Here is a 19,197-nt window from a genome sequence, read left to right as displayed (position 1 = left end):
GTTTACAGCACTTCCGGTGTTTAACCGCAAATTACTAGACATTCTAATGCTTTAATTTTACTTTCATTTTATTAACAATAACTAAAAGTAAATTTATTATGATCAAGAAAACACTAGCATGTGCGATTGTTGTTGCATTGGCGGGCTGCGGTGAGTCTACCCCAACAAAAACAGAACAAACAGTGAAAACTGCAGAGGTTAAAGCTGCTGTGAATTATCCAGAAACTAAAAAAGGCAATGTTGTTGACGAGTACTTCGGTGAGAAAGTAGCCGATCCATACCGTTGGTTAGAAGACGATATGAGCGACGAAACAGCCCAGTGGGTTAAAGCCGAAAATGACGTTACCTTTTCTTATCTAAAAAATATTCCGTATCGCGATGAGCTAAAAACTACGCTTGAAAAGTTGATGAACTACGAAAAAGTCACAGCGCCATTTAAAGAGGGTGAGTACACCTACTTTTATAAAAACGATGGTCTGCAAAATCAGTACGTAGTTTATCGTAAAAAAGGCGACTCTGAAGCTGAGGTGTTCTTAGATCCTAATACCTTCAGTAGTGACGGCACAACTTCAATGTCGGGCTTAACATTCACAGAAGATGGCACTTTAGCGGCTTATCAAATCTCTGAAGGCGGCAGTGACTGGCGTAAAATTATCATTATTGATACAGCGACTAAACAACCAATTGAAGAAGCATTAGTCGATGTAAAATTCAGCGGTATCTCTTGGCTTGGCAACGAAGGATTCTATTATTCGAGCTACGATAAGCCAAAAGGTAGTGAGCTGTCTGCAAAAACAGATCAACATAAAGTTTACTACCATAAGTTAGGCACGGCACAAGCAGATGATCAATTAGTTTATGGTGGCACAGAGGCACAGAAACATCGTTATATTGGTGCTGATGTGACCCGTGATAATCGTTATTTAATTATTGCTGCAAGTACTTCAACATCAGGTAATAAACTGTTTATCAAAGATTTAACTAAGCCTGACAGCACGTTAGTGACGATTTTAGATAACACTGACTCAGATACCTCAATTATTGATAATGACGGCTCGAAATTGTATTTGGTGACTAACTTAAACGCACCCAATATGCGTGTAGTGACTGTTGATGCTGCTGATCCAAGCCCTGAAAATTGGCAAGATTTAATCCCTGAAACTGACAATGTACTTAGCATTTCGAAAGGCGGTGACTACTTCTTTGCTAAGTATATGGTTGATGCGATTTCGCAAGTAAAACAATACGATAAATCAGGTAAATTGGTGCGTGACATCAGCCTGCCAGGTGTAGGTACTGCATATGGCTTTAGTGGCAAGCACGATGCACAAACACTGTATTACTCATTTACGAATTACACTACACCAGGCAATACCTACTCGTTTGATGTTGAATCAGGTAAGTCTGATGTGTACCGCAAGTCGGGCGCTAAATTTAATAGCGAAGAATATATCTCTGAACAAGTGTTCTATACATCAAAAGATGGCACCAAAGTTCCGATGATTATTTCGTACAAAAAAGGCACTGAGCTTAACGGTAAAAATCCGACTATTTTATATGGCTATGGTGGCTTTAACGTAAGTCTAACACCAAGTTATAGCCCTACAGTAGCGGCGTGGCTTGAGCACGGTGGTATCTATGCTGTTGCTAATATTCGTGGTGGTGGCGAATACGGTAAAGAATGGCATGTAAATGGTACACAGCTTAAGAAACAAAATGTATTTGATGACTTTATTGCTGCGGCTGAGTACTTAAACAAAAAACAATACAGCTCACCTGATTACTTAGCGGTACGTGGTGGCTCAAATGGTGGCTTATTAGTTGGTGCGGTTATGACACAGCGCCCTGAGCTATTTAAAGTTGCGCTTCCTGCTGTAGGTGTTTTAGATATGCTGCGTTACCACACCTTTACAGCCGGTGCTGGTTGGGCGTATGACTACGGTACGAGTGAACAAAGTAAAGAAATGTTTGATTACTTAAAAGGCTACTCACCAGTTCACAATGTAAAAGAAGGTGTTAGCTACCCTGCAACCTTAGTGACAACAGGGGATCATGATGACCGTGTGGTACCTGCGCATTCATTTAAGTTTGCAGCAGAGCTACAAGACAAAGGTGCGAAACAAAACCCGTATCTTATTCGCATTGAAACAAATGCTGGTCACGGTGCAGGAACACCAACCAGTAAGATCATCGATCAGTACGCTGATATTTATGGCTTTACTCTATACAACATGGGTGTTAAATCGCTATAAGGTAATGTATATATTACTTAACTAAAATTAAAAACGCCGAGCTTAGCTCGGCGTTTTTGTATCGATCAAGCGAATTGATATTATAAATCGATACCCAGCGCGAAAATCATTTTGTAATCTTCTTTTTCTGGTACTACACCGTTTTCATCGGCAATGGGGTCGGCAAGGTAATCCCAAACTAATGACACATCAAAATCGATATCATCTGTGATTTCAAATTCAAACGCAGCCAAAGCATATTGTGAGTCACCGCCAGCATCACTGCTTGCAGTTAGGTAGCGATAATTTAATGAAAAATCGATTTTCTTAGTGATTTCTAACTCATAATTTGTAGAAATAAACCAAGACATTGACGAATTACTCTTATCTTCCCCTGCAGCTACTGTATCGAATTGAGTCTTTTGGTACGCGGGACCCGCTGTAAAATCCCATTCTGTTTTGTCGGTATCTATCACATAATAACCAACACCGGCGCCGACAGTGTATTTATTGGCGATATTTTGGAACGGGTCACGATAGTATTCGAAGAAAATAGGGCGATAATACATTTTTTGTGTGTAAAACCAGTCAAATGTACCGTTAGCACGAATATTGTTTTTAGTCACTTGATCATCGCTGGTGGTGCGATAGCCTAAAATCTCAGATAAAAATCGACTTGATGCAGTTCGGCGTTTTATGTCAGCTTTAACAGAATACTCTGTTTGATCAGTATTACCACGAGCCAAATCTGCACCCATGGATAACTTTACAGTCCATGCACTGAGTTCGCTTTCAACTGAGGGAGCAATTGAGACTAAATCGCGATAACGGTATTTAGCGTCTTGTTCGCCAACTTTTACATAACCGCCCGATATATTAAGTGTACCACTGAGCTCATTGCCATCGTTAAAGCGAACCGTATGATGGCGATCTGAAATAATCATATAGATATCTTCGCGATCAATCATTAATGTATCAAGAATGTCGCTGTCAAACTCAACTTCTTTGTCGTACAAAGAGACAAGCTCGCCTTTGAGCCATTCGCCAGAATTAAGCCGTATCCAATCAAAGTGGGTGGCATCTTTAATTATGATTCCGCGCTCTTCGAGAAGCGGATCTGGAAGTGTTTCTGCGCTATAGCAAGCAAATGAACTTGCAACAGCTGCACTGATGAGCAGGTATTTTTTGAGCATTATTTCAATCCATGTTAAATAGAATGCATCTAAAGAAGTGCGATTATTTATTAATAACCTGCTTAATTTTAGAACACTATCAAATAGTGTTCAAAAATTACTTAAGCAGATGGCAAAAACAACCGCTGATAGGTTTTGTAGGCGTATTCGTCACTCATTCCTGACAAATAATCACAGATTATGCGCATCGCATTATCGCCTTGTTGGTGCGCATTTAGCCACATTTCTTGGGTTGTTTCAGGTAATAAGCGCATTGGGTCGCTGGCAAAAGCACTAAATAGCTCAATCAGCAGGTTTTGCCCTTTAAACTCCACTTGCTGCATCTTCGGCTCACGAATTAAGCGTTTAAAAACAAAATGTTTTAGCACGTTAAGAATTTCGGCAAATTCATCTGGAAGACTCACCGTGTACTGTAATATTTCAGATTCGAAATCTGCGTTTTGTACAACTAACTGAGCGTTAATAATAAAGGTGTTTACCAACTCACCAATGGCGTCTTTACGCTCATACTCGTGATGAGAAAAGAGTCTGGCCGTTATCGAGCTTAAATGAGTGGTTAGCCACGCAGAGTCAAGCTCTTGTAATTGTACAAGGGCATGATTTTGCCAATCAGCCAGCGTTAAAACCTCTGTAGCTATGGCGTCTTCTAAATCGTGAACGGCATACGCAATATCGTCAGCTAATTCCATAATTGCTGAGTCTATCGATTTATAGTGGGTTTTGGCTCTAAATTCATCAACCTTATAATGACTGCTCAGCAGTGCTTTATCGTTATTAGACAGTGGCTCCATGATCCAGTCGAAAATATCTTTATCGTCGGTGTATAACCCCTTAGCTGGTCGCCAATGGTCAGCTTTAATAAAGCTACGCTGCTCGCTCAAAGGTGGAATGCTGTGCCACAAATCATCAATGAAGGCTGGATATTTAATAAAACCTAACAAGGTGCGCCTGGTTAAGTTCATGCCATAGCCATTTGAATAGGGCTCAAGCTTAGAGACAATTCTAAGTGTTTGCGCGTTACCTTCAAAGCCACCATGATCGCGCATCATGTAATTTAATGCTATTTCACCACCATGACCAAAAGGAGGGTGGCCAATATCATGAGCAAGGCATAAGGTTTCGAGTAAACTACCGCTAGGAAAATTCGTAAATTCAGGGTGCTGCTTTTTCAAATGGCGTAATAAACCACTGCCAATTTGGGCAACTTCTAAAGAATGAGTAAGACGAGTTCTATAAAAATCATTTAAGCCAATACCCATAATCTGAGTTTTGGCCTGCAAACGCCTAAATGCTGCGGCGTGTATGATTCGAGAGCGGTCAACCTGCCAAGCTGAGCGGTTATCGTTTGGACGATATTTTTGTTGATTAATAATGCGAGCTTGCCAAGATTGGCACATAAAAATAACCTTCCTATTCCTTGTTTGCTTACTTTTCAGTATACGCAAGCGCTTGAAAATTGCGAGCAAACTACACTGTTACGTCAATAGTTTGTCCCTTTTATGGGTGGTTTTATAGTGCTGAATTCGCTAAAAATCATCTGCTTTGGTATACTTCGCCTTTGTGTGTGCGTGAGTTAACCGCACATGAGTAGTAGTTTATTTGAGAGAATACATGCTTAAGTACGTTTTTCGAGCTTTATTAACCGCTTTTTTTACATGGGCGTTATTTTCGCCATTTATCGAAAAAGAAGTGACAGTTGAAGAATCTGAACAAACTCAGAGCACGCCTACCGGAACCCAGCGCGTAATCAAAAAAGAAAAACCATTACATAATGTAAAACTGCCTGACTTTGCAGCATTTACTGATGTAAAAGAGAAGAAACATGCTTTTTTTGATTTTATTCGCCCACATGTTGAGGCCGAAAATAAAAAAATTTTACAGCAGCGAGCTAAACTAGAAATTGCGCGCATGATGCTTGAGTACAATGAGCCGCTTACGAGCAAGCAAAAGTCAGATATTAAAAAAATTCTTACCAGCTACAAGTTGCCTAACATTATTGACACTTTATCGCTTACCCAAGCACTACGTCGAGTTGATATCATTCCTAAAGAGCTTGCGCTAATGCAAGCAGCAAATGAATCAGCATGGGGCACGTCACGCTTTGCACGGATTGGTTTAAACTTTTTCGGTCAATGGTGTTACAAAAAGGGTTGTGGCATGGTTCCTCGTCGCCGTGCTAACGAAGCGGCCCATGAAGTGACAGCATTTAAATCGGTACGTGCTGCTGTAAGCTCATATTTTAAAAATATTAATACCCATGCTGCGTATAAAGATTTACGATTAATTCGTGCCGATTTACGTCGCCAGCAAAAACCTATAGAAGCAACCAAGTTAACACAAGGTTTGTTATCATACTCTGAGCGCCGTGAAGCATATATTGATGAATTAAACACTATGATAAATCAAAATAGAGCTTACTTTGATGAATAAACTCCTTCCATGGTTAAAAGTCGCAACTATCGCGGTTGCGCTAAGCGCGGTTTCCTCTAAAGCCGCAGCAACTGAATTTGTTATTGCTTATGATGGCTTTTATGATCGTTTAAAAGTCGTGAATAAAGGTGAGTTTCAATACGCTCAAGTTAACTTTTATTTGTCTGATATTGCTAGCAACGAAGTATGCACTATTAAATCAGGTAAAATAATTACAGAAAAACAAGAGTTTGACTTAACTTATACAGATAAAGCTCAGTTACTTTTACCTTTTGATAAGCAATTAGATACAGATAAAGCTGTTATTGTTGTGCAACCAGAAAACCCTAAACATGAATGCCAATTAAAGTTACAGATTGAAGCGACTGATTTGGCAGATTTTGAACTTAGTAAAGCAAACTTATATACGTTAAATGAAGAGTTTGACGAGCTGTTATCTGATTTATCAGGCTTTTTTGTCAGCAAATTAATGTGGTTTTTGCTACCTGAACAACAAGGCGTTGTACTTAGATTTAACGGCCAAGACGCTATCTCGGCAAATGGAGTTAGCTGTAAAGAGCAGCGTTGCTCAATAAAAGTAACAGATGACTGGCAAGACGATAACACAGTACTAAGCAGTCATGCTGAGCTTATCAGCGCCACACCTTGGATTGTTAAATAACGAACTATATATTGGCAAAAATACGTTTAAATATAGACAAAAGGGACCTTATATAGGTCCTTTTTTCGTTGTGAAGCCGATAGTTATTTTGTCTCTTTTTTCAAAAGTTTATCTCAGCATTTAGACGTATGAGCAAAATTGCAATTTCATCGTAGTTAGTACAATTACTATGACTGCTTCTTTGCTCTAAAATATTCCCTTGATTCATATTTTTCCTAACTATTTGTATTGCTGTGTATTTAAGGTCCAGTGTGTTTTGAAACATAGGAATGGTCGGAATGTATTAGTGTTCTCTGATTGTTTTTTATTATAGAAAAAAGACTTGATTGTATATTGCTAGCCTGATCTTTACTTAATTATTAAGTGCTAACTTTCTATTTTTAAATGAATTTTTAAGGAATGAAAATATAGATTTAGATCAAGTTACTTCGCTATAACTGGCTTAAAGTAAAACTATAAAGTTCTCAATATAGGTAGTTATAGTTTAATAGGAGTCGTTATGCAGACAGTCAATGTCGAACCTGTATCAGTAAAACAGCAGAATTTATCCGAACACAATGCTAAACAGGATGTAGTTTTTGATCTAGATGTTAAAAACCCAAGCTTAAAGTGGAATGCTGACGGTAAATACCCATATAAACGCAAAATGGACGTAGTTGAATACGAGCGCCATAAACACGAACTGCAAATAGAGCTTTTAAAAATGCAAGGCTGGGTAAAAGAGACCGAACAACAAATTGTGATTTTATTTGAAGGTCGAGATGCGGCTGGTAAAGGTGGCACTATAAAGCGTTTTATGGAGCATTTAAATCCTCGCGGGGCACACGTGGTAGCCTTAGAAAAGCCAACTACTAGAGAGCGAGATCAGTGGTACTTCCAGCGTTACATTAACCACTTACCTACTAAGGGTGAAATCATACTTTTCGATCGTTCTTGGTATAACCGAGCCGGTGTTGAGAAGGTAATGGGGTTTTGCGATGATCACGAATATTTGGAGTTTATGCGTCAAACACCTCAACTTGAGCGTATGTTGGTGAATAGCGGTATTAAGCTATTTAAATATTGGTTTTCGGTCAGTAGAGAAGAGCAATTTAGACGCTTTAAATCGCGCCAAAACGACCCACTCAAACAATGGAAGCTAAGCCCAGTTGATATGGCATCACTGGCTAAATGGCATGATTATAGTGATGCCAAAGATGCCATGATGTTTCATACCCATACTAAGGATGCACCTTGGACACAAATTCGATCTGACGATAAAAAGCGCGGGAGAATCAACTGTATGCGCCACTTCTTAAGTTGTTTAGATTACCCGGAGAAAGATCACGATGTAGTAAATTGTGTCGACTCGCTTATTGTTACCGAACCTACCCGCATGTCTATACGCCAGTGAAGGAGAATACTATGCAAAATTCACAGTCAGTATTTGAGAAACGTCTTGCTAAGCTCGAAAAAATTCTTGAAAAGAGTAAAAAAGAAGTGGCAAGAACCACTGAACTTGCAAAAGATGCAGCACTAAAAGCACAAGCAGCTGTAGAGTGTGCCAGCGAAGCTGAGAACCTAGCTGAAAATGCTAAAAAGCGCTTTAAAGCAGCAAAAAAGCAATTAAAAGAGGCTAAAGTGTTAAAAATAGCGCAGAAAAATGCGTCGAAAAAATCGGCTATAAAACGTGCCAAACGATTGGCAAAGAATAAAAAAGCTAAAACTAAAAGCGCTTAAAGTTAACAAAGGGCACAGGGCTCATGTGCCCTTTGTTTATTATTAAGCGTATAGCTGGATATTTTTACGATTATCGATATGCTAAACCTTACTTTTTCAGGGACTTAAAAGCATCTTAATGAAAACTTCAGCGCCTATTTTCTTTATTTTACTGCTATGTTCAGCGTGTAGCAGTCATCCACCAATCAATTCAGAAATGCTAACTAAGTTGCAAAGCTCATGGCAGTCTACAAATAGCCCAGTTTGTGAAGCTAATTTTCATACAATAACGTTTAAAAATAAAACATTAGAAATCTCTAATGATGAGCAGGGCTATATTTCTGAGTCTGAAGCGAGAAAAACCTTCGTTTATAATATTCTCTCAGCAGAGAAAAATTTAGTCCGTGTGCAGCTTGAAAATGAAACTCGTTTAGATAATAAGGGCAAGCCAGTAGTTTGGCATCTAAAACCACTTAGAAATGATAAGTATTGCTGGGGTAGAGATGACTGGCCTGATCTTGCTTGTACAGCTTCCCGTTATAAATGCACAGTAAAATAAATAAGAAGTAAGTTTGCAGAAGTCAGAAAATTAAAGCTTTCAGCCTATAAATTCATAGATCTTTGAGTCTATTCCCACAGTGCTTTGCTTTACGTGGTATCTCTACAAGTGAAGCGCTTTAATTATCCCATGCTAATCATTTCAACTCGCTCAAAAAGTCCGTATAATCCACGCCGAACTTTTTACTATGAAACATGGCTTACTAAAGCCTGTATGAGCAGAGCAAATGAATCAAACTGATACTAGAAAAGAAACTCTTGAATTTAATAAACTTCAAAAGCGTCTAAGAAGGCATGTTGGTACCGCAATTACTGATTATAACATGATCGAAGACGGTGATGTTGTTATGGCATGTATCAGTGGTGGTAAAGATTCTTTTGCAATGCTAGATATTTTGCTTAATTTACAAAAAGCAGCGCCAATTAAATTTGAAGTGATTGCGGTAAACCTTGATCAGAAGCAACCTGGTTTTCCTGAGCACATTTTGCCTGATTACTTTGAGACGCTAAATATTCCGTATTACATCGTTGATAAAGATACTTACTCAGTAGTAAAAGAAAAAGTACCAGAGGGCAAAACAACCTGTGGTCTGTGTTCACGACTTCGTCGCGGCACACTTTATTCATTTGCAGAAAAAATTGGTGCAACCAAACTAGCACTTGGTCATCACATGGATGATATCGTTGAGACAATGTTCTTAAATATGTTCCATGGTTCACGACTAAAAGCGATGCCACCAAAATTACGCTCTGATGATGAACGTAACGTGGTAATCCGTCCGTTGTCTTATTGCCGTGAAAAAGATTTAATTAAATACGCCGAACACAAAGATTTCCCAATCATTCCTTGTAATTTATGTGGTTCACAAGAAAACCTGCAGCGTCAATCAATCAAAGCGATGCTGACAGAGTGGGATAAGAAAACCCCTGGTCGTGTTGAAAGTATCTTTAAGTCTTTACAGAATGTCAGCCCAAGCCAGCTTGCAGACAGAAACTTATTTGATTTTGAAAATTTACCACTTGATAGAGAAGGCAATCGTGAAAGCTATGATTTTAGCGAGGCGGTGGTCTCTTCGACAAACATTGATGAATCATTATTTATTGATGTAACAAACATATAAAAAAAGCCCCAAACTGGGGCTTTTTTAATGCATATTTAAATGGTTACTTAGCAAGTGGGCTTACATAGCCGTCTGGTTTTAGTGCTAATACATCGCAGTCAAGGCTATCAATAACATGCTCTGCGGTGTTACCGACAAGTGCAGCACTTAAGCCAGTACGGCCAACTGTACCAATTACAACTAATTCGCTGTTTAAGCGTGCAGCAACATCAGGAATAACATCTTCTGGTAAGCCTTCTTCAATATGGCAATGAGCTTGGTCAATATCAAAGCCTTCAGCTAACGAGAGCGTTGATTCAAAGTGATGTTTTTTAACGGACTCGTTGTAAACACCTGGGTTAAATTCAGGGATTTCAATGGCGATATTAACAGGTGTTGCCGGGTAAGCATTCACAAGGTTAAGCGTTGCGTTGGCCAAGTCACAAATGAAGCGAGCGTCATTAATAATACGCTTGTTAAGTTCAAGGTGTTGTTCATTCTCACTCACTGCGTTTACTGCAGCTAAAATATTCCCTTTTGCCGGCCACTCTTTCTCTTTAACAAGTAAAACTGGAGCAGGGCACTTACGAATGAGGTGCCAGTCAGTTGGGGTGAAAATAACTGATTTAAGCGTATCGTGTTGATGAGTGCCCTTGACTACAAGGTCAAAACCATCGTTGATCACGGTATTGATAATGGCTTCGTAAGGTCGATTATGCCAAACCACGCAGCTATCAATAGTAAGATCAGGATAAAGGGCAATCTGCTCGTTTAACCATTCTTGGCGGTCTTTTATTACGGCTTCGCGCATTGCTTCACGCTCATCAGCAGAAAGCATAGTGGTCATTTCATAAGAGAAGTCGTAGATACTGAGGAAAGCGGTGATGGTCGCGCCAGATTTTTTGGCTAGATCAATTGAGCGGCTTAAACTATGTTGCTGCTCTTTGGTTGGGTCTATAACTGCTAAAATTCGTTTAATTGCGTCCATGTGCTGCTCCTTAACTGTTCCGCAAAAAGTAGTACTTTGAGTGTAACCTAAATTTAGAACAGTTAAAGGGGCAAACAATATAAAGTTGCGTTAAATCAAACTCTATTTACATTTAATCGCTGCTGTTGCTGCAAGCGCTTGCTGGTCCAAAATGGTGATAAATTTGCCTTCAACTTTAATAAAGCCCGCTTTTTGGAAGCGGCTTAAAAGGCGGCTAATTGTTTCAACAGTAAGGCCTAAATAATTACCGATTTCACCACGTGTCATGGTTAAACGGAATTCTTTACGTGAGAAACCTCGTTCACCAAAACGCTCTGCAAGATTATAAATAAAACTTGCTAGACGCTCTTCAGCTGACTTTTTATTGAGTAACAATAACATTTCTTGGTCGTAGTTAATCTCATTACTCATTAAACGCATAATTTGTTGGCGTAGCTTAGGTAATTTACCTGCTAATTCGTCTAGAGTATCGAATGGAATTTCACATACCATTGAAGTTTCAAGGGCTTGCGAAAAGCTTTGATGAGCCATTTTGTTGATTGCATCGAAACCGACTAAATCACCAGCCAAGTGAAAGCCAGTAATTTGCTCATCACCTTGCTCAGACAAGGTATACGATTTAAATGAACCAGAGCGTACCGCATAAATAGCATTTAAGCTTTCGCCAGACTCAAATAAATAATCACCTTTGTGTAGAGGCTTTTTACGTTCGATGATTTCATCGAGACGATCCATTTCTTGACCGTTTAATGAAAATGGCAAACATAGCTGGCTGATACTGCAATTATTACAGCTAATTGTGCATAAGCCTTTTGACTTGTTTTGTGAGAAGTCCATACATCAAATCCATTCAAATAGGTTAACAACTTTAGGTTAATGAACTAACTTATCGGTTGCTATAATTAATAAGTATATACCGTACCATATTATTACGCTGCCTAGAATAACCCTTATCCAAACATGGTTAAAAAGAGTATTTATTTTTTGACTAACAAGACCAACACTGATCATTGCTGGAAAAGTTCCCAAAGCAAAAAATAACATTACGCCTGCACCGTGAAGAGCTGATGGGCTTGTGAGTGCCCAGGTTAACGCAGAATAAACTAGGCCACAGGGTAACCAACCCCACAAAGCGCCATAAAGCAAGGCTTTAGGGGTTGTATCGACCGGTAATAAAAAACGATTGAGTTTAGCTAAATGCTGCCATATTAGCGCCTTGCCTAGTTTTTCTAGCCACTGTAGGGTTGCCGCTAAGCGCATTATGTAAACCCCAACTAGTAGCATAAAAATACCACTCAAAAACGACAACGCTATCGATATAGAAGTATTTTGCGCTGCAAAGCGACTACTAATTCCTGCTACAAGAGCACCGGCAAGCATGTAACTTAGTGCGCGGCCTAGGTTATAAGCAACCGAAAAGCTCACTGCACGGTTTTTGTTGGCAGCAAGTTGTAAACTACTGGCAATGCCGCCACACATAGCTAGGCAGTGACCACTGCCTAACAAGCCCATTATAAATGCACTAATAAACAGCGGATCAATCATTACTTTTGTTATGCTGCTCTTTATCGTCTTCGAACAGAATACTGTGACCCTGTTTATTTAAATCAGAAAACTGCTCGCTTTTTACAGCCCAAAAGAATACCCCAATTGCAATTAGCACAAATAAAATGGCAATTGGGATAAGCATATAGATGATACTCATAGTTTTAATAACCTTAATGAGTTGGTAATAACCAAAATGGAGCTTGCAGACATACCGATGACGGCCATCCAAGGGGCTACGAGCCCGAGGGCTGCCAATGGTAAAATCGAACCATTGTAAATAAGTGATAATGCCAAGTTTTGCTTAACAATACGGCGCGTCTTTTTCGAGACAGTAAGCAAATGTTCTATAGCCGTTAGATCACTATTGAGTAATACCACATCAGCACTATTTTTGGAAATATCAGCGCCGGTTTCCATTGCGATAGATAAATGGGCACTGGCAAATACCGGGCTGTCATTCACGCCATCACCCACCATAGCAACAATGGCACCTTTAGCTGCCAATGTTTCAACATGGGCTTGTTTATCGCGAGGGCTGCATGCTGCATGCACGGTATCTAAATTTAGCTGTTTTGCAATTCGCTCACCACTGTTAGAGGCATCGCCCGTTAACATATGGCATTTGAGCTGTTGTGAATGAAGTGTAGTAACCAGTTTTTCTGCGTTATCACGTAAGCTGTCTGCTAAGTAAAAGCGCGCAATGACTTGTTTATCGATATACAAGGTTGCTTGAGCATCAGCTTTTTCGGTATCAAACCAACCGCTTTTACCTATCGCAAGGTGTTGATCATTGAGTAAAGCGGTAATGCCTTTACCCGGTTCGATAGTCACATTCTCAATAGGGTTTATTGAGTCGTTGAAACCAGCAAATGCATTAGCTATAGGGTGCTCAGAGAAGCTTTCAAGTTGGGCAGATAAGCGTAATGCATCAGCTTCACTGTACTTGCTGTTTACTAGCTCAACGCGTTCAATGGTAAAGCGACCTTGCGTTAAGGTACCTGTTTTATCAAAGGCGATATCAGTTAATTGAGGTAGCGTTTCTAATACGTGGGCTTGCTTAATTAAAATCCCACGCTTTGTTAAGCTTGCAACTGCACAAGTTAGGGCAGTTGGAATCGCTAAACTAAGCGCACAAGGGCAGGTAGCAACAAGTACAGAAATAGTCACCCAAAAGGCATGCTCGGGGTCTATTTGATACCAACCAATCGCTGTTATTGAGGCAAAGACTAATAAGCAGGCAACAAACCACTGTGCTACTTTATCTGTGATCTCAACTAATCGCGGGCGTTTGGTTAACGCGGTGTGTTGCAACTTAATAATTTGATTAAGCAGGGTATTTTGACCGATTTTGTTGATCTCAATACTGATAACGCCATCATGGTTAATCGTTCCTGCGTAAACTTGATGACTGATAAACTTGTTAACGGGTTGATGCTCGCCCGTCATCATGGCTTCATCAACGGTTGTTTGACCTTTTGTAACAATACCATCAGCAGGAATGGTTTCACCTGCTTTGATCAACACAACATCACCCAGTTTTAGTTTTTTAGCTGCAATAATCGATTCTTGATTATTATCATCAATAATACGAGCTGTGAGCGGCAGTAACTTTTGCAAGTTAGCGGTAAATTCGCTGGCCTTTAAACGGGCTCTAAATTCTAAATATTTACCTAATAATAATAAAAAGGTAAACATACAGATAGATTCAAAATAAACTTCGCCAACCGACATTAATGTGGCATAACAGCTTGCCCCATAAGCACCAAAAATCGCTAATGAGACAGGTAAATCCATATTCAGCTGTTTGGCTTTTAAACCATTAATAGCATTGGTTAAGAATGGCAGGGCACTGTAAAGAATTACAGGAGATGCAAGTACTAAGCTTATCCAGCGAAAATACTGCTCGAAGTTCTCTTCCATGCCAGAGAACATGCCAAAATACATAGCGAAAGCAAACATCATTACTTGCATGGTCATCAGACCGGCAACCCCTAAACGGCGGATATAAGCTTTTGCGGCTTGTTGTTTTTGGCTCGCTTCAAGGTCTGCCTGAAACGGGTAGGCTTTATAGCCGATTTCATGTAATGAGGTGATAATTTGGCTAAGCGGTGTAACCGATTTATCCCATTGGATCATGGCACGGTTGGTCGAAGTATTTACATCAACACGTTTGATTGCTTTTAAATTAAGTAGTTGTTTTTCGATTAACCAAGCACAGGCAGCACAGGTGATGCCTTCAACCGTTAATAGTACTTCTGATAAATCATTAGTGGCTGAAATAAACTCGTCTTGAATATCTTCGTTATCGTAACTTTTAATCAACTCAAGCTGCTCTGGAACAAGCTGTTCAACTTTACCAGAGCGTACAGTTCTAAATTTATAATAATCGGTCATGCCTTGGGCGACGATATTCTCAGCAACCGTTTGGCAACCAATACAACACATAGGTTGTGCCTTACCGTCTATTTCGACAGTCGCATTAAAGCCTTTTGGCACACTTTCAAGACAATGAAAGCAATTATCGGACATTAGAGTTTACTACTTATATTCAGGGCTAATCGAAATCATTTTATCAGTTGGTAGAATTACATCTTCTTTAAGTTTCCAACTGTTATCGATTGGTTCAATAAACACTGTATATGCACCGTCAACATGGGTGTCGAGTAGGGCAGTAAAATCGCCATGGGCGTTTTTCATTAAGCTTACATCAAAGTCATTGGCTTTAATGGTGCGATGATAAAAAGACATTTTTAAAGAGTGAACATTGCTTGCATCACCCTTGGTGAAAGTGAAAGTTACTTTATCGCCTGCAACATTTAAATCGCCATGTAAATAAAGTGCTTTTGCTTTATTAAATTTGCTGAGTTCAAGGTTAATTGCTTTGCCTTTTTTATAGTAATCATCAACAACCATATCTGGGCCGTTGCCAATTGCCATATAAATAAGACCAGCACAGCCGATGATGGCTGCAAGAGGAAAAGAGATTAAAAACCATGGCCAAAAGTTTTTATACCAAGGAGTGGGTTTCATAGTACTTATACCTTTAAAAACGTTGTACGCATTTTATCGGATTTAAAAGCAAAAGACTAAAAAAAAGCCTCCAGATGGAGGCTTTTTTGATCTTAATTAATCTATTGAATTAAAAGATTAATTGTTTATACATTTTATTAACCGCGTGGTTATTTATCTTGCGATAAGCTGTAAACGTACGCTGTTAATAAGTGAACTTTATCTTCACCTAAAATGTCTTTCCATGCTGGCATTACACCGGCGCGGCCATTGATTAGTGTTTCTTCAACAGCACGTTTAGAACCACCGTATAACCAGATGTTATCTGTTAGGTTAGGTGCACCAAATGGTAAGTTGTGTGCAACTGAACCTTTACCGTCAGCACCGTGACACGCAGCACACATTGCAAACTTAGCAGCACCTGCAGCAGCGTCTTTTTGGTTAACAGTACGGCCAGAAAGGCTAAGTACGTGAGCAGTCATTTCTTTAATGCCTTGCTCGCCAAGCGCATCACCCCAAGGTGGCATCGCAGCAACACGACCGTAAAGAAGTGTTTCTTTGATCTTGTCTGGTGAACCGCCGTATAACCAATCGTTATCTGTTAGGTTAGGGAAGCCTTGACCACCACGTGCATCTGAACCATGACATTGTGCACAGTTTTGAGAGAATAAACGTTGACCAATCTCAAGCGCTTTTTCGTCTTTAACTAGTGTTTCAATATCTTGTTTTGCGAATGACTCAAAGATTGGGCCAAAACGCTCATCAGCAGCGATAAATTCTTGGTCTAATTGAACGTTCTCACCGTTAGCTAATGCTTGTTCAGTCGCTTCTTTAGACTCAGCTAAAGAGGTAATACCTTGGTTAGAACTTGTCCATTTACCTAAACCTTCCCAGTTACCTAAACCTGGGTAAGCAGCAAGGTAGTATACAGACCAAATAAATGTCGCGAAGAACATATAAGTCCACCATTTTGGTAGTGGGTTGTTAAGTTCTTCAATGCCGTCAAATTCGTGACCACAGCTTTCGCCTTCTTTCACACCTGCGTAGTTTTTTAAGTTCCACAGAAGTAGGCCGAAGATGATAGCAAGACACGCTAGGGTTAATACAATAACCCATATACTCCAAAAGCTAGTCATTTCTCAGACTCCTTTTCCTCATTAGAGATTGTGTTGTTGTGTTTTTTTTCATCTTCAAATATGGCATTAGCAGCATCGTCAAAACGGCGTTTGCTACGCTTGCTGTATGCCCATACAACAATCACAATAAACAGTACTAAAATTACCAGAGTCAAAATGCCTCTGTATGTTCCGTAATCCATAATAATTACTTCAAGTGTGTGCCAAGCTGTTGTAAGTAAGCGATTAGAGCTTGCATTTCAGTTGCACCTTGACCACCGTTCATGGCTTCGATTTTCGCAATGTCAGCTTGTAGCTCTTCGTCACTTCCGTAACCTTTACCGTCGTAACGGTCGCTCGCTTTATCAATTCCGAAGCTATCACGGAATATTTGAAGCTTTTTAAGTGTATGGGTCGTATCGACTCTGTTTTCGTCTAACCAAGGAAACGCTGGCATGTTTGACTCAGGAACCACTGCACGTGGATCCATTAAGTGAGCATGGTGCCAATCGTCTGAGTAACGCTCACCAACACGCGCTAAGTCAGGACCAGTACGCTTAGAACCCCATTGGAATGGGTGATCCCATACTGACTCACCAGCTACAGAGTAGTGACCGTAACGCTCAACCTCGTCACGGAAAGGACGAATCATTTGTGAGTGACAGTTGTAACAACCTTCACGCACGTAGATATCACGGCCTTCCATTTCTAACGCTGTAAGAGGGCGTAAGCCATCAACAGGTTTAGTCGTATCGTCTTGGAACATTAGTGGAGTAATCTCAACTAATGCACCAAAGCTGATTGCAAAGACAGTCAAGATAGCCATTAAGCCAACGTTCTTTTCGACTATTTCGTGTTTGTTTTGTGAATTATTATTGCTCATCGTGCTACTCCATTATGCCAATTGTGCGTCAGCGTCTAGTTGAAGCGAATCTTTCTTCGCTGCAATAGTACGATAAACGTTGTAAGCCATAATTAGCATACCTGTTACGATGAATACACCGCCTAGGAAACGCATGATATAGAACGGATACGAAGCTTCTAATGACTGTACAAAGCTGTACATTAACGTACCGTCTGAGTTTACTGCACGCCACATAAGACCTTGCATTACACCAGAGATCCACATTGCTACGATGTATAGAACAACACCCACAGTGTGTAACCAGAAGTGCGTGTTAACTAGTTTAACACTGTACATACGGCCTTGTGAGAATAGTGCAGGGATTAGGTGATAAATAGCACCGATAGAAATCATTGCAACCCAACCTAGTGCACCTGAGTGTACGTGACCTACAGTCCAGTCAGTGTAGTGAGAAAGCGCGTTAACTGACTTAATAGCCATCATAGGGCCTTCGAACGTAGACATACCGTAGAAAGATAGAGAAACAACTAAGAAACGAAGTACTGGGTCAGTACGTAGTTTATGCCATGCACCTGATAACGTCATGATACCGTTGATCATACCACCCCAAGATGGAACGAATAGGATAACTGACATAACCATACCTAAGCTTTGCGTCCAGTCTGGAAGCGCAGTGTAATGTAGGTGGTGAGGACCTGCCCAGATGTATAAAGAAACAAGAGCCCAGAAGTGAACAACCGATAAACGGTAAGAATAAACAGGGCGACCTGCTTGTTTTGGTACGAAGTAGTACATCATACCTAAGAAACCAGCAGTTAATAAGAAACCAACAGCGTTGTGACCGTACCACCACTGAACCATTGCATCTACAGCACCTGCGTAAATAGAGTATGATTTAGTTAGTGAAACTGGAATTGCCATGCTGTTTACAATGTGTAAAACGGCAACAGTAATGATGAAACCAGCGTAGAACCAGTTCGCAACATAGATGTGCGATACTTTACGCTTGATTAACGTACCAAAGAATACAACTGCGTAAGTTACCCAAACAACGGCGATAAGAATATCGATTGGCCATTCAAGTTCTGCGTATTCTTTTGAGCTTGTGATACCCAATGGTAAGGTAATCGCTGCTAGTACGATAACAAGTTGCCAACCCCAGAAGGTGAAGGCTGCTAATTTATCTGAGAAAAGGCGCGTTTGACATGTACGTTGTACGACGTAATAAGACGTCGCAAAAAGTGCACTTGTACCAAATGCGAAAATTACTGCGTTCGTGTGTAACGGACGTAGTCGAGAGTAAGTTAACCATGGTGTATCAAAGTTAAGTGCTGGCCAAGCTAATTGGGCAGCAATCAGAACCCCAACACTCATGCCAACGATGCCCCAAATCACTGTCATAATAGCGAATTGGCGTACAACTTTATAATTGTACTCAGTTTGTGATGCTACTGTTTGGCTCATTTTCTGGCTTCCGCTGCAATAAATGCGTTTTAGAAATGAATTACCCACTTTTATTCAAAGTGGGGCCTACTATTACTTCACAAGCGTGTTACCTAAAGCCAACTTAGCGGTGCTAGCTTCAGAAAACAAACTCGAGAAACCCTTATTTTTGCGATGGAAATGATAAAATTTTTGACCTTAAAAAGATAGGTCAATTGCATAAAATTATGACATCAATCAAATTTTAGCGATTTGTTGGTTATTTTTTGTCAGAGATTGTATTTTTATTGACTTATTATTAGGTGCCTGTTGTCTTTTTTGGGCATTCTAATTAGTATCTGACTTTATTTTATACAGG

The 19,197-nt window shown here is 39.9% G+C and carries 19 protein-coding genes; 7 read left to right on the top strand and 12 right to left on the bottom strand.

Going from position 1 to position 19,197, the window contains the following annotated elements; translation table 11 throughout:
* Nucleotides 1-98: 98 nt before the first annotated feature.
* Nucleotides 99-2,252 (top strand): prolyl oligopeptidase family serine peptidase, encoded by a 2,154-nt coding sequence (locus tag IRQ78_RS11985; protein WP_194442333.1) that lies wholly within the window; start codon nucleotides 99-101, stop codon nucleotides 2,250-2,252.
* 80 nt (nucleotides 2,253-2,332) lie between these two features.
* On the opposite strand, the gene IRQ78_RS11980 is transcribed toward IRQ78_RS11985, so the two are convergent.
* Both IRQ78_RS11980 and IRQ78_RS11975 read right to left on the bottom strand, forming a co-directional pair.
* A complete protein-coding gene (locus tag IRQ78_RS11980; RefSeq protein ID WP_194442332.1) occupies nucleotides 2,333-3,424 on the bottom strand; it encodes a DUF481 domain-containing protein in 1,092 nt (363 codons plus the stop codon).
* 101 nt (nucleotides 3,425-3,525) lie between these two features.
* A complete protein-coding gene (locus IRQ78_RS11975) occupies nucleotides 3,526-4,821 on the bottom strand; it encodes an anti-phage deoxyguanosine triphosphatase (protein WP_138602443.1) in 1,296 nt (431 codons plus the stop codon).
* 214 nt (nucleotides 4,822-5,035) lie between these two features.
* Between IRQ78_RS11975 and IRQ78_RS11970 the strand changes: the two genes are divergently transcribed.
* The 6 genes from IRQ78_RS11970 to ttcA all read left to right on the top strand — a co-directional run bounded on the left by IRQ78_RS11970 (nucleotide 5,036) and on the right by ttcA (nucleotide 9,892).
* Nucleotides 5,036-5,854, top strand: a complete 819-nt coding sequence (locus IRQ78_RS11970; protein ID WP_194442331.1) for a glucosaminidase domain-containing protein — start codon at nucleotides 5,036-5,038, stop codon at nucleotides 5,852-5,854.
* A complete protein-coding gene (locus IRQ78_RS11965) occupies nucleotides 5,847-6,515 on the top strand; it encodes a DUF2987 domain-containing protein (protein WP_194442330.1) in 669 nt (222 codons plus the stop codon). Before IRQ78_RS11970 ends, IRQ78_RS11965 begins: the two co-directional genes overlap by 8 nt.
* Before the next feature lie 499 nt (nucleotides 6,516-7,014).
* Nucleotides 7,015-7,908, top strand: a complete 894-nt coding sequence (ppk2, locus tag IRQ78_RS11960) for a polyphosphate kinase 2 (protein WP_082389257.1) — start codon at nucleotides 7,015-7,017, stop codon at nucleotides 7,906-7,908.
* Between the two features lie 11 nt (nucleotides 7,909-7,919).
* Nucleotides 7,920-8,234 carry a hypothetical protein gene (locus IRQ78_RS11955; RefSeq protein WP_054553044.1) on the top strand — a complete coding sequence of 105 codons (315 nt, stop codon included), beginning with the start codon at nucleotides 7,920-7,922 and terminating at the stop codon, nucleotides 8,232-8,234.
* Between the two features lie 118 nt (nucleotides 8,235-8,352).
* Complete coding sequence (locus tag IRQ78_RS11950; protein ID WP_194442329.1) at nucleotides 8,353-8,772, top strand: hypothetical protein; 420 nt, start codon at nucleotides 8,353-8,355, stop codon at nucleotides 8,770-8,772.
* A 226-nt stretch (nucleotides 8,773-8,998) separates the two neighbouring features.
* Entirely contained in the window at nucleotides 8,999-9,892 is an 894-nt protein-coding gene (gene ttcA, locus IRQ78_RS11945; protein WP_054553048.1) for a tRNA 2-thiocytidine(32) synthetase TtcA, read from the top strand.
* Nucleotides 9,893-9,935: 43 nt separating this feature from the next.
* Here the strand turns inward: ttcA and uspE are convergent, their stop codons facing one another.
* The 10 genes from uspE to ccoN form a co-directional block, all read right to left on the bottom strand.
* Nucleotides 9,936-10,859 carry a universal stress protein UspE gene (gene uspE, locus IRQ78_RS11940; RefSeq protein ID WP_138618183.1) on the bottom strand — a complete coding sequence of 308 codons (924 nt, stop codon included), beginning with the start codon at nucleotides 10,857-10,859 and terminating at the stop codon, nucleotides 9,936-9,938.
* A 102-nt stretch (nucleotides 10,860-10,961) separates the two neighbouring features.
* A complete protein-coding gene (locus IRQ78_RS11935) occupies nucleotides 10,962-11,696 on the bottom strand; it encodes an FNR family transcription factor (RefSeq protein WP_054553050.1) in 735 nt (244 codons plus the stop codon).
* Nucleotides 11,697-11,732: 36 nt separating this feature from the next.
* Entirely contained in the window at nucleotides 11,733-12,404 is a 672-nt protein-coding gene (locus IRQ78_RS11930) for a sulfite exporter TauE/SafE family protein (RefSeq protein WP_138600032.1), read from the bottom strand.
* Nucleotides 12,397-12,564, bottom strand: coding sequence for a cbb3-type cytochrome oxidase assembly protein CcoS (ccoS, locus tag IRQ78_RS11925; protein ID WP_054553052.1), 168 nt, complete (start codon nucleotides 12,562-12,564; stop codon nucleotides 12,397-12,399). Before ccoS ends, IRQ78_RS11930 begins: the two co-directional genes overlap by 8 nt.
* Nucleotides 12,561-14,936 (bottom strand): heavy metal translocating P-type ATPase, encoded by a 2,376-nt coding sequence (locus tag IRQ78_RS11920; protein WP_194442328.1) that lies wholly within the window; start codon nucleotides 14,934-14,936, stop codon nucleotides 12,561-12,563. The genes ccoS and IRQ78_RS11920 overlap by 4 nt, the downstream gene beginning before the upstream one ends.
* Before the next feature lie 9 nt (nucleotides 14,937-14,945).
* Nucleotides 14,946-15,437 (bottom strand): FixH family protein, encoded by a 492-nt coding sequence (locus tag IRQ78_RS11915; protein WP_194442327.1) that lies wholly within the window; start codon nucleotides 15,435-15,437, stop codon nucleotides 14,946-14,948.
* Nucleotides 15,438-15,586: 149 nt separating this feature from the next.
* Nucleotides 15,587-16,552: a cytochrome-c oxidase, cbb3-type subunit III gene (gene ccoP, locus IRQ78_RS11910; RefSeq protein ID WP_054553055.1), complete on the bottom strand. Its 966-nt coding sequence runs from the start codon at nucleotides 16,550-16,552 to the stop codon at nucleotides 15,587-15,589.
* On the bottom strand, nucleotides 16,549-16,734 hold the full coding sequence (locus IRQ78_RS11905) for a cbb3-type cytochrome oxidase subunit 3 (protein ID WP_010373992.1): 186 nt from the start codon (nucleotides 16,732-16,734) through the stop codon (nucleotides 16,549-16,551). The genes ccoP and IRQ78_RS11905 overlap by 4 nt, the downstream gene beginning before the upstream one ends.
* 5 nt (nucleotides 16,735-16,739) lie before the next feature.
* Nucleotides 16,740-17,414, bottom strand: a complete 675-nt coding sequence (ccoO, locus tag IRQ78_RS11900; RefSeq protein ID WP_054553056.1) for a cytochrome-c oxidase, cbb3-type subunit II — start codon at nucleotides 17,412-17,414, stop codon at nucleotides 16,740-16,742.
* Between the two features lie 12 nt (nucleotides 17,415-17,426).
* Entirely contained in the window at nucleotides 17,427-18,860 is a 1,434-nt protein-coding gene (gene ccoN / locus IRQ78_RS11895; RefSeq protein WP_036967883.1) for a cytochrome-c oxidase, cbb3-type subunit I, read from the bottom strand.
* Between the last annotated feature and the right edge of the window lie 337 nt (nucleotides 18,861-19,197).

It is taken from the genome of Pseudoalteromonas simplex, assembly GCF_015278155.1.
GTDB classification, from domain to species: domain Bacteria; phylum Pseudomonadota; class Gammaproteobacteria; order Enterobacterales; family Alteromonadaceae; genus Pseudoalteromonas; species Pseudoalteromonas simplex.
The sequence above is the reverse complement of the archived record's forward strand: the minus strand, read 5'-3'. Positions and strand labels throughout refer to the sequence as shown.

Bases quoted from the DNA above. Each gene is read 5' to 3' on its own strand.
- IRQ78_RS11985 (WP_194442333.1), top strand. From the start codon at position 99: ATGATCAAGAAAACACTAGCATGTGCGATTGTTGTTGCATTGGCGGGC.
- IRQ78_RS11980 (WP_194442332.1), bottom strand. From the start codon at position 3,424: ATGCTCAAAAAATACCTGCTCATCAGTGCAGCTGTTGCAAGTTCATTT.
- IRQ78_RS11975 (WP_138602443.1), bottom strand. From the start codon at position 4,821: ATGTGCCAATCTTGGCAAGCTCGCATTATTAATCAACAAAAATATCGT.
- IRQ78_RS11970 (WP_194442331.1), top strand. From the start codon at position 5,036: ATGCTTAAGTACGTTTTTCGAGCTTTATTAACCGCTTTTTTTACATGG.
- IRQ78_RS11965 (WP_194442330.1), top strand. From the start codon at position 5,847: ATGAATAAACTCCTTCCATGGTTAAAAGTCGCAACTATCGCGGTTGCG.
- ppk2 (WP_082389257.1), top strand. From the start codon at position 7,015: ATGCAGACAGTCAATGTCGAACCTGTATCAGTAAAACAGCAGAATTTA.
- IRQ78_RS11955 (WP_054553044.1), top strand. From the start codon at position 7,920: ATGCAAAATTCACAGTCAGTATTTGAGAAACGTCTTGCTAAGCTCGAA.
- IRQ78_RS11950 (WP_194442329.1), top strand. From the start codon at position 8,353: ATGAAAACTTCAGCGCCTATTTTCTTTATTTTACTGCTATGTTCAGCG.
- ttcA (WP_054553048.1), top strand. From the start codon at position 8,999: ATGAATCAAACTGATACTAGAAAAGAAACTCTTGAATTTAATAAACTT.
- uspE (WP_138618183.1), bottom strand. From the start codon at position 10,859: ATGGACGCAATTAAACGAATTTTAGCAGTTATAGACCCAACCAAAGAG.
- IRQ78_RS11935 (WP_054553050.1), bottom strand. From the start codon at position 11,696: ATGGACTTCTCACAAAACAAGTCAAAAGGCTTATGCACAATTAGCTGT.
- IRQ78_RS11930 (WP_138600032.1), bottom strand. From the start codon at position 12,404: ATGATTGATCCGCTGTTTATTAGTGCATTTATAATGGGCTTGTTAGGC.
- ccoS (WP_054553052.1), bottom strand. From the start codon at position 12,564: ATGAGTATCATCTATATGCTTATCCCAATTGCCATTTTATTTGTGCTA.
- IRQ78_RS11920 (WP_194442328.1), bottom strand. From the start codon at position 14,936: ATGTCCGATAATTGCTTTCATTGTCTTGAAAGTGTGCCAAAAGGCTTT.
- IRQ78_RS11915 (WP_194442327.1), bottom strand. From the start codon at position 15,437: ATGAAACCCACTCCTTGGTATAAAAACTTTTGGCCATGGTTTTTAATC.
- ccoP (WP_054553055.1), bottom strand. From the start codon at position 16,552: ATGACTAGCTTTTGGAGTATATGGGTTATTGTATTAACCCTAGCGTGT.
- IRQ78_RS11905 (WP_010373992.1), bottom strand. From the start codon at position 16,734: ATGGATTACGGAACATACAGAGGCATTTTGACTCTGGTAATTTTAGTA.
- ccoO (WP_054553056.1), bottom strand. From the start codon at position 17,414: ATGAGCAATAATAATTCACAAAACAAACACGAAATAGTCGAAAAGAAC.
- ccoN (WP_036967883.1), bottom strand. From the start codon at position 18,860: ATGAGCCAAACAGTAGCATCACAAACTGAGTACAATTATAAAGTTGTA.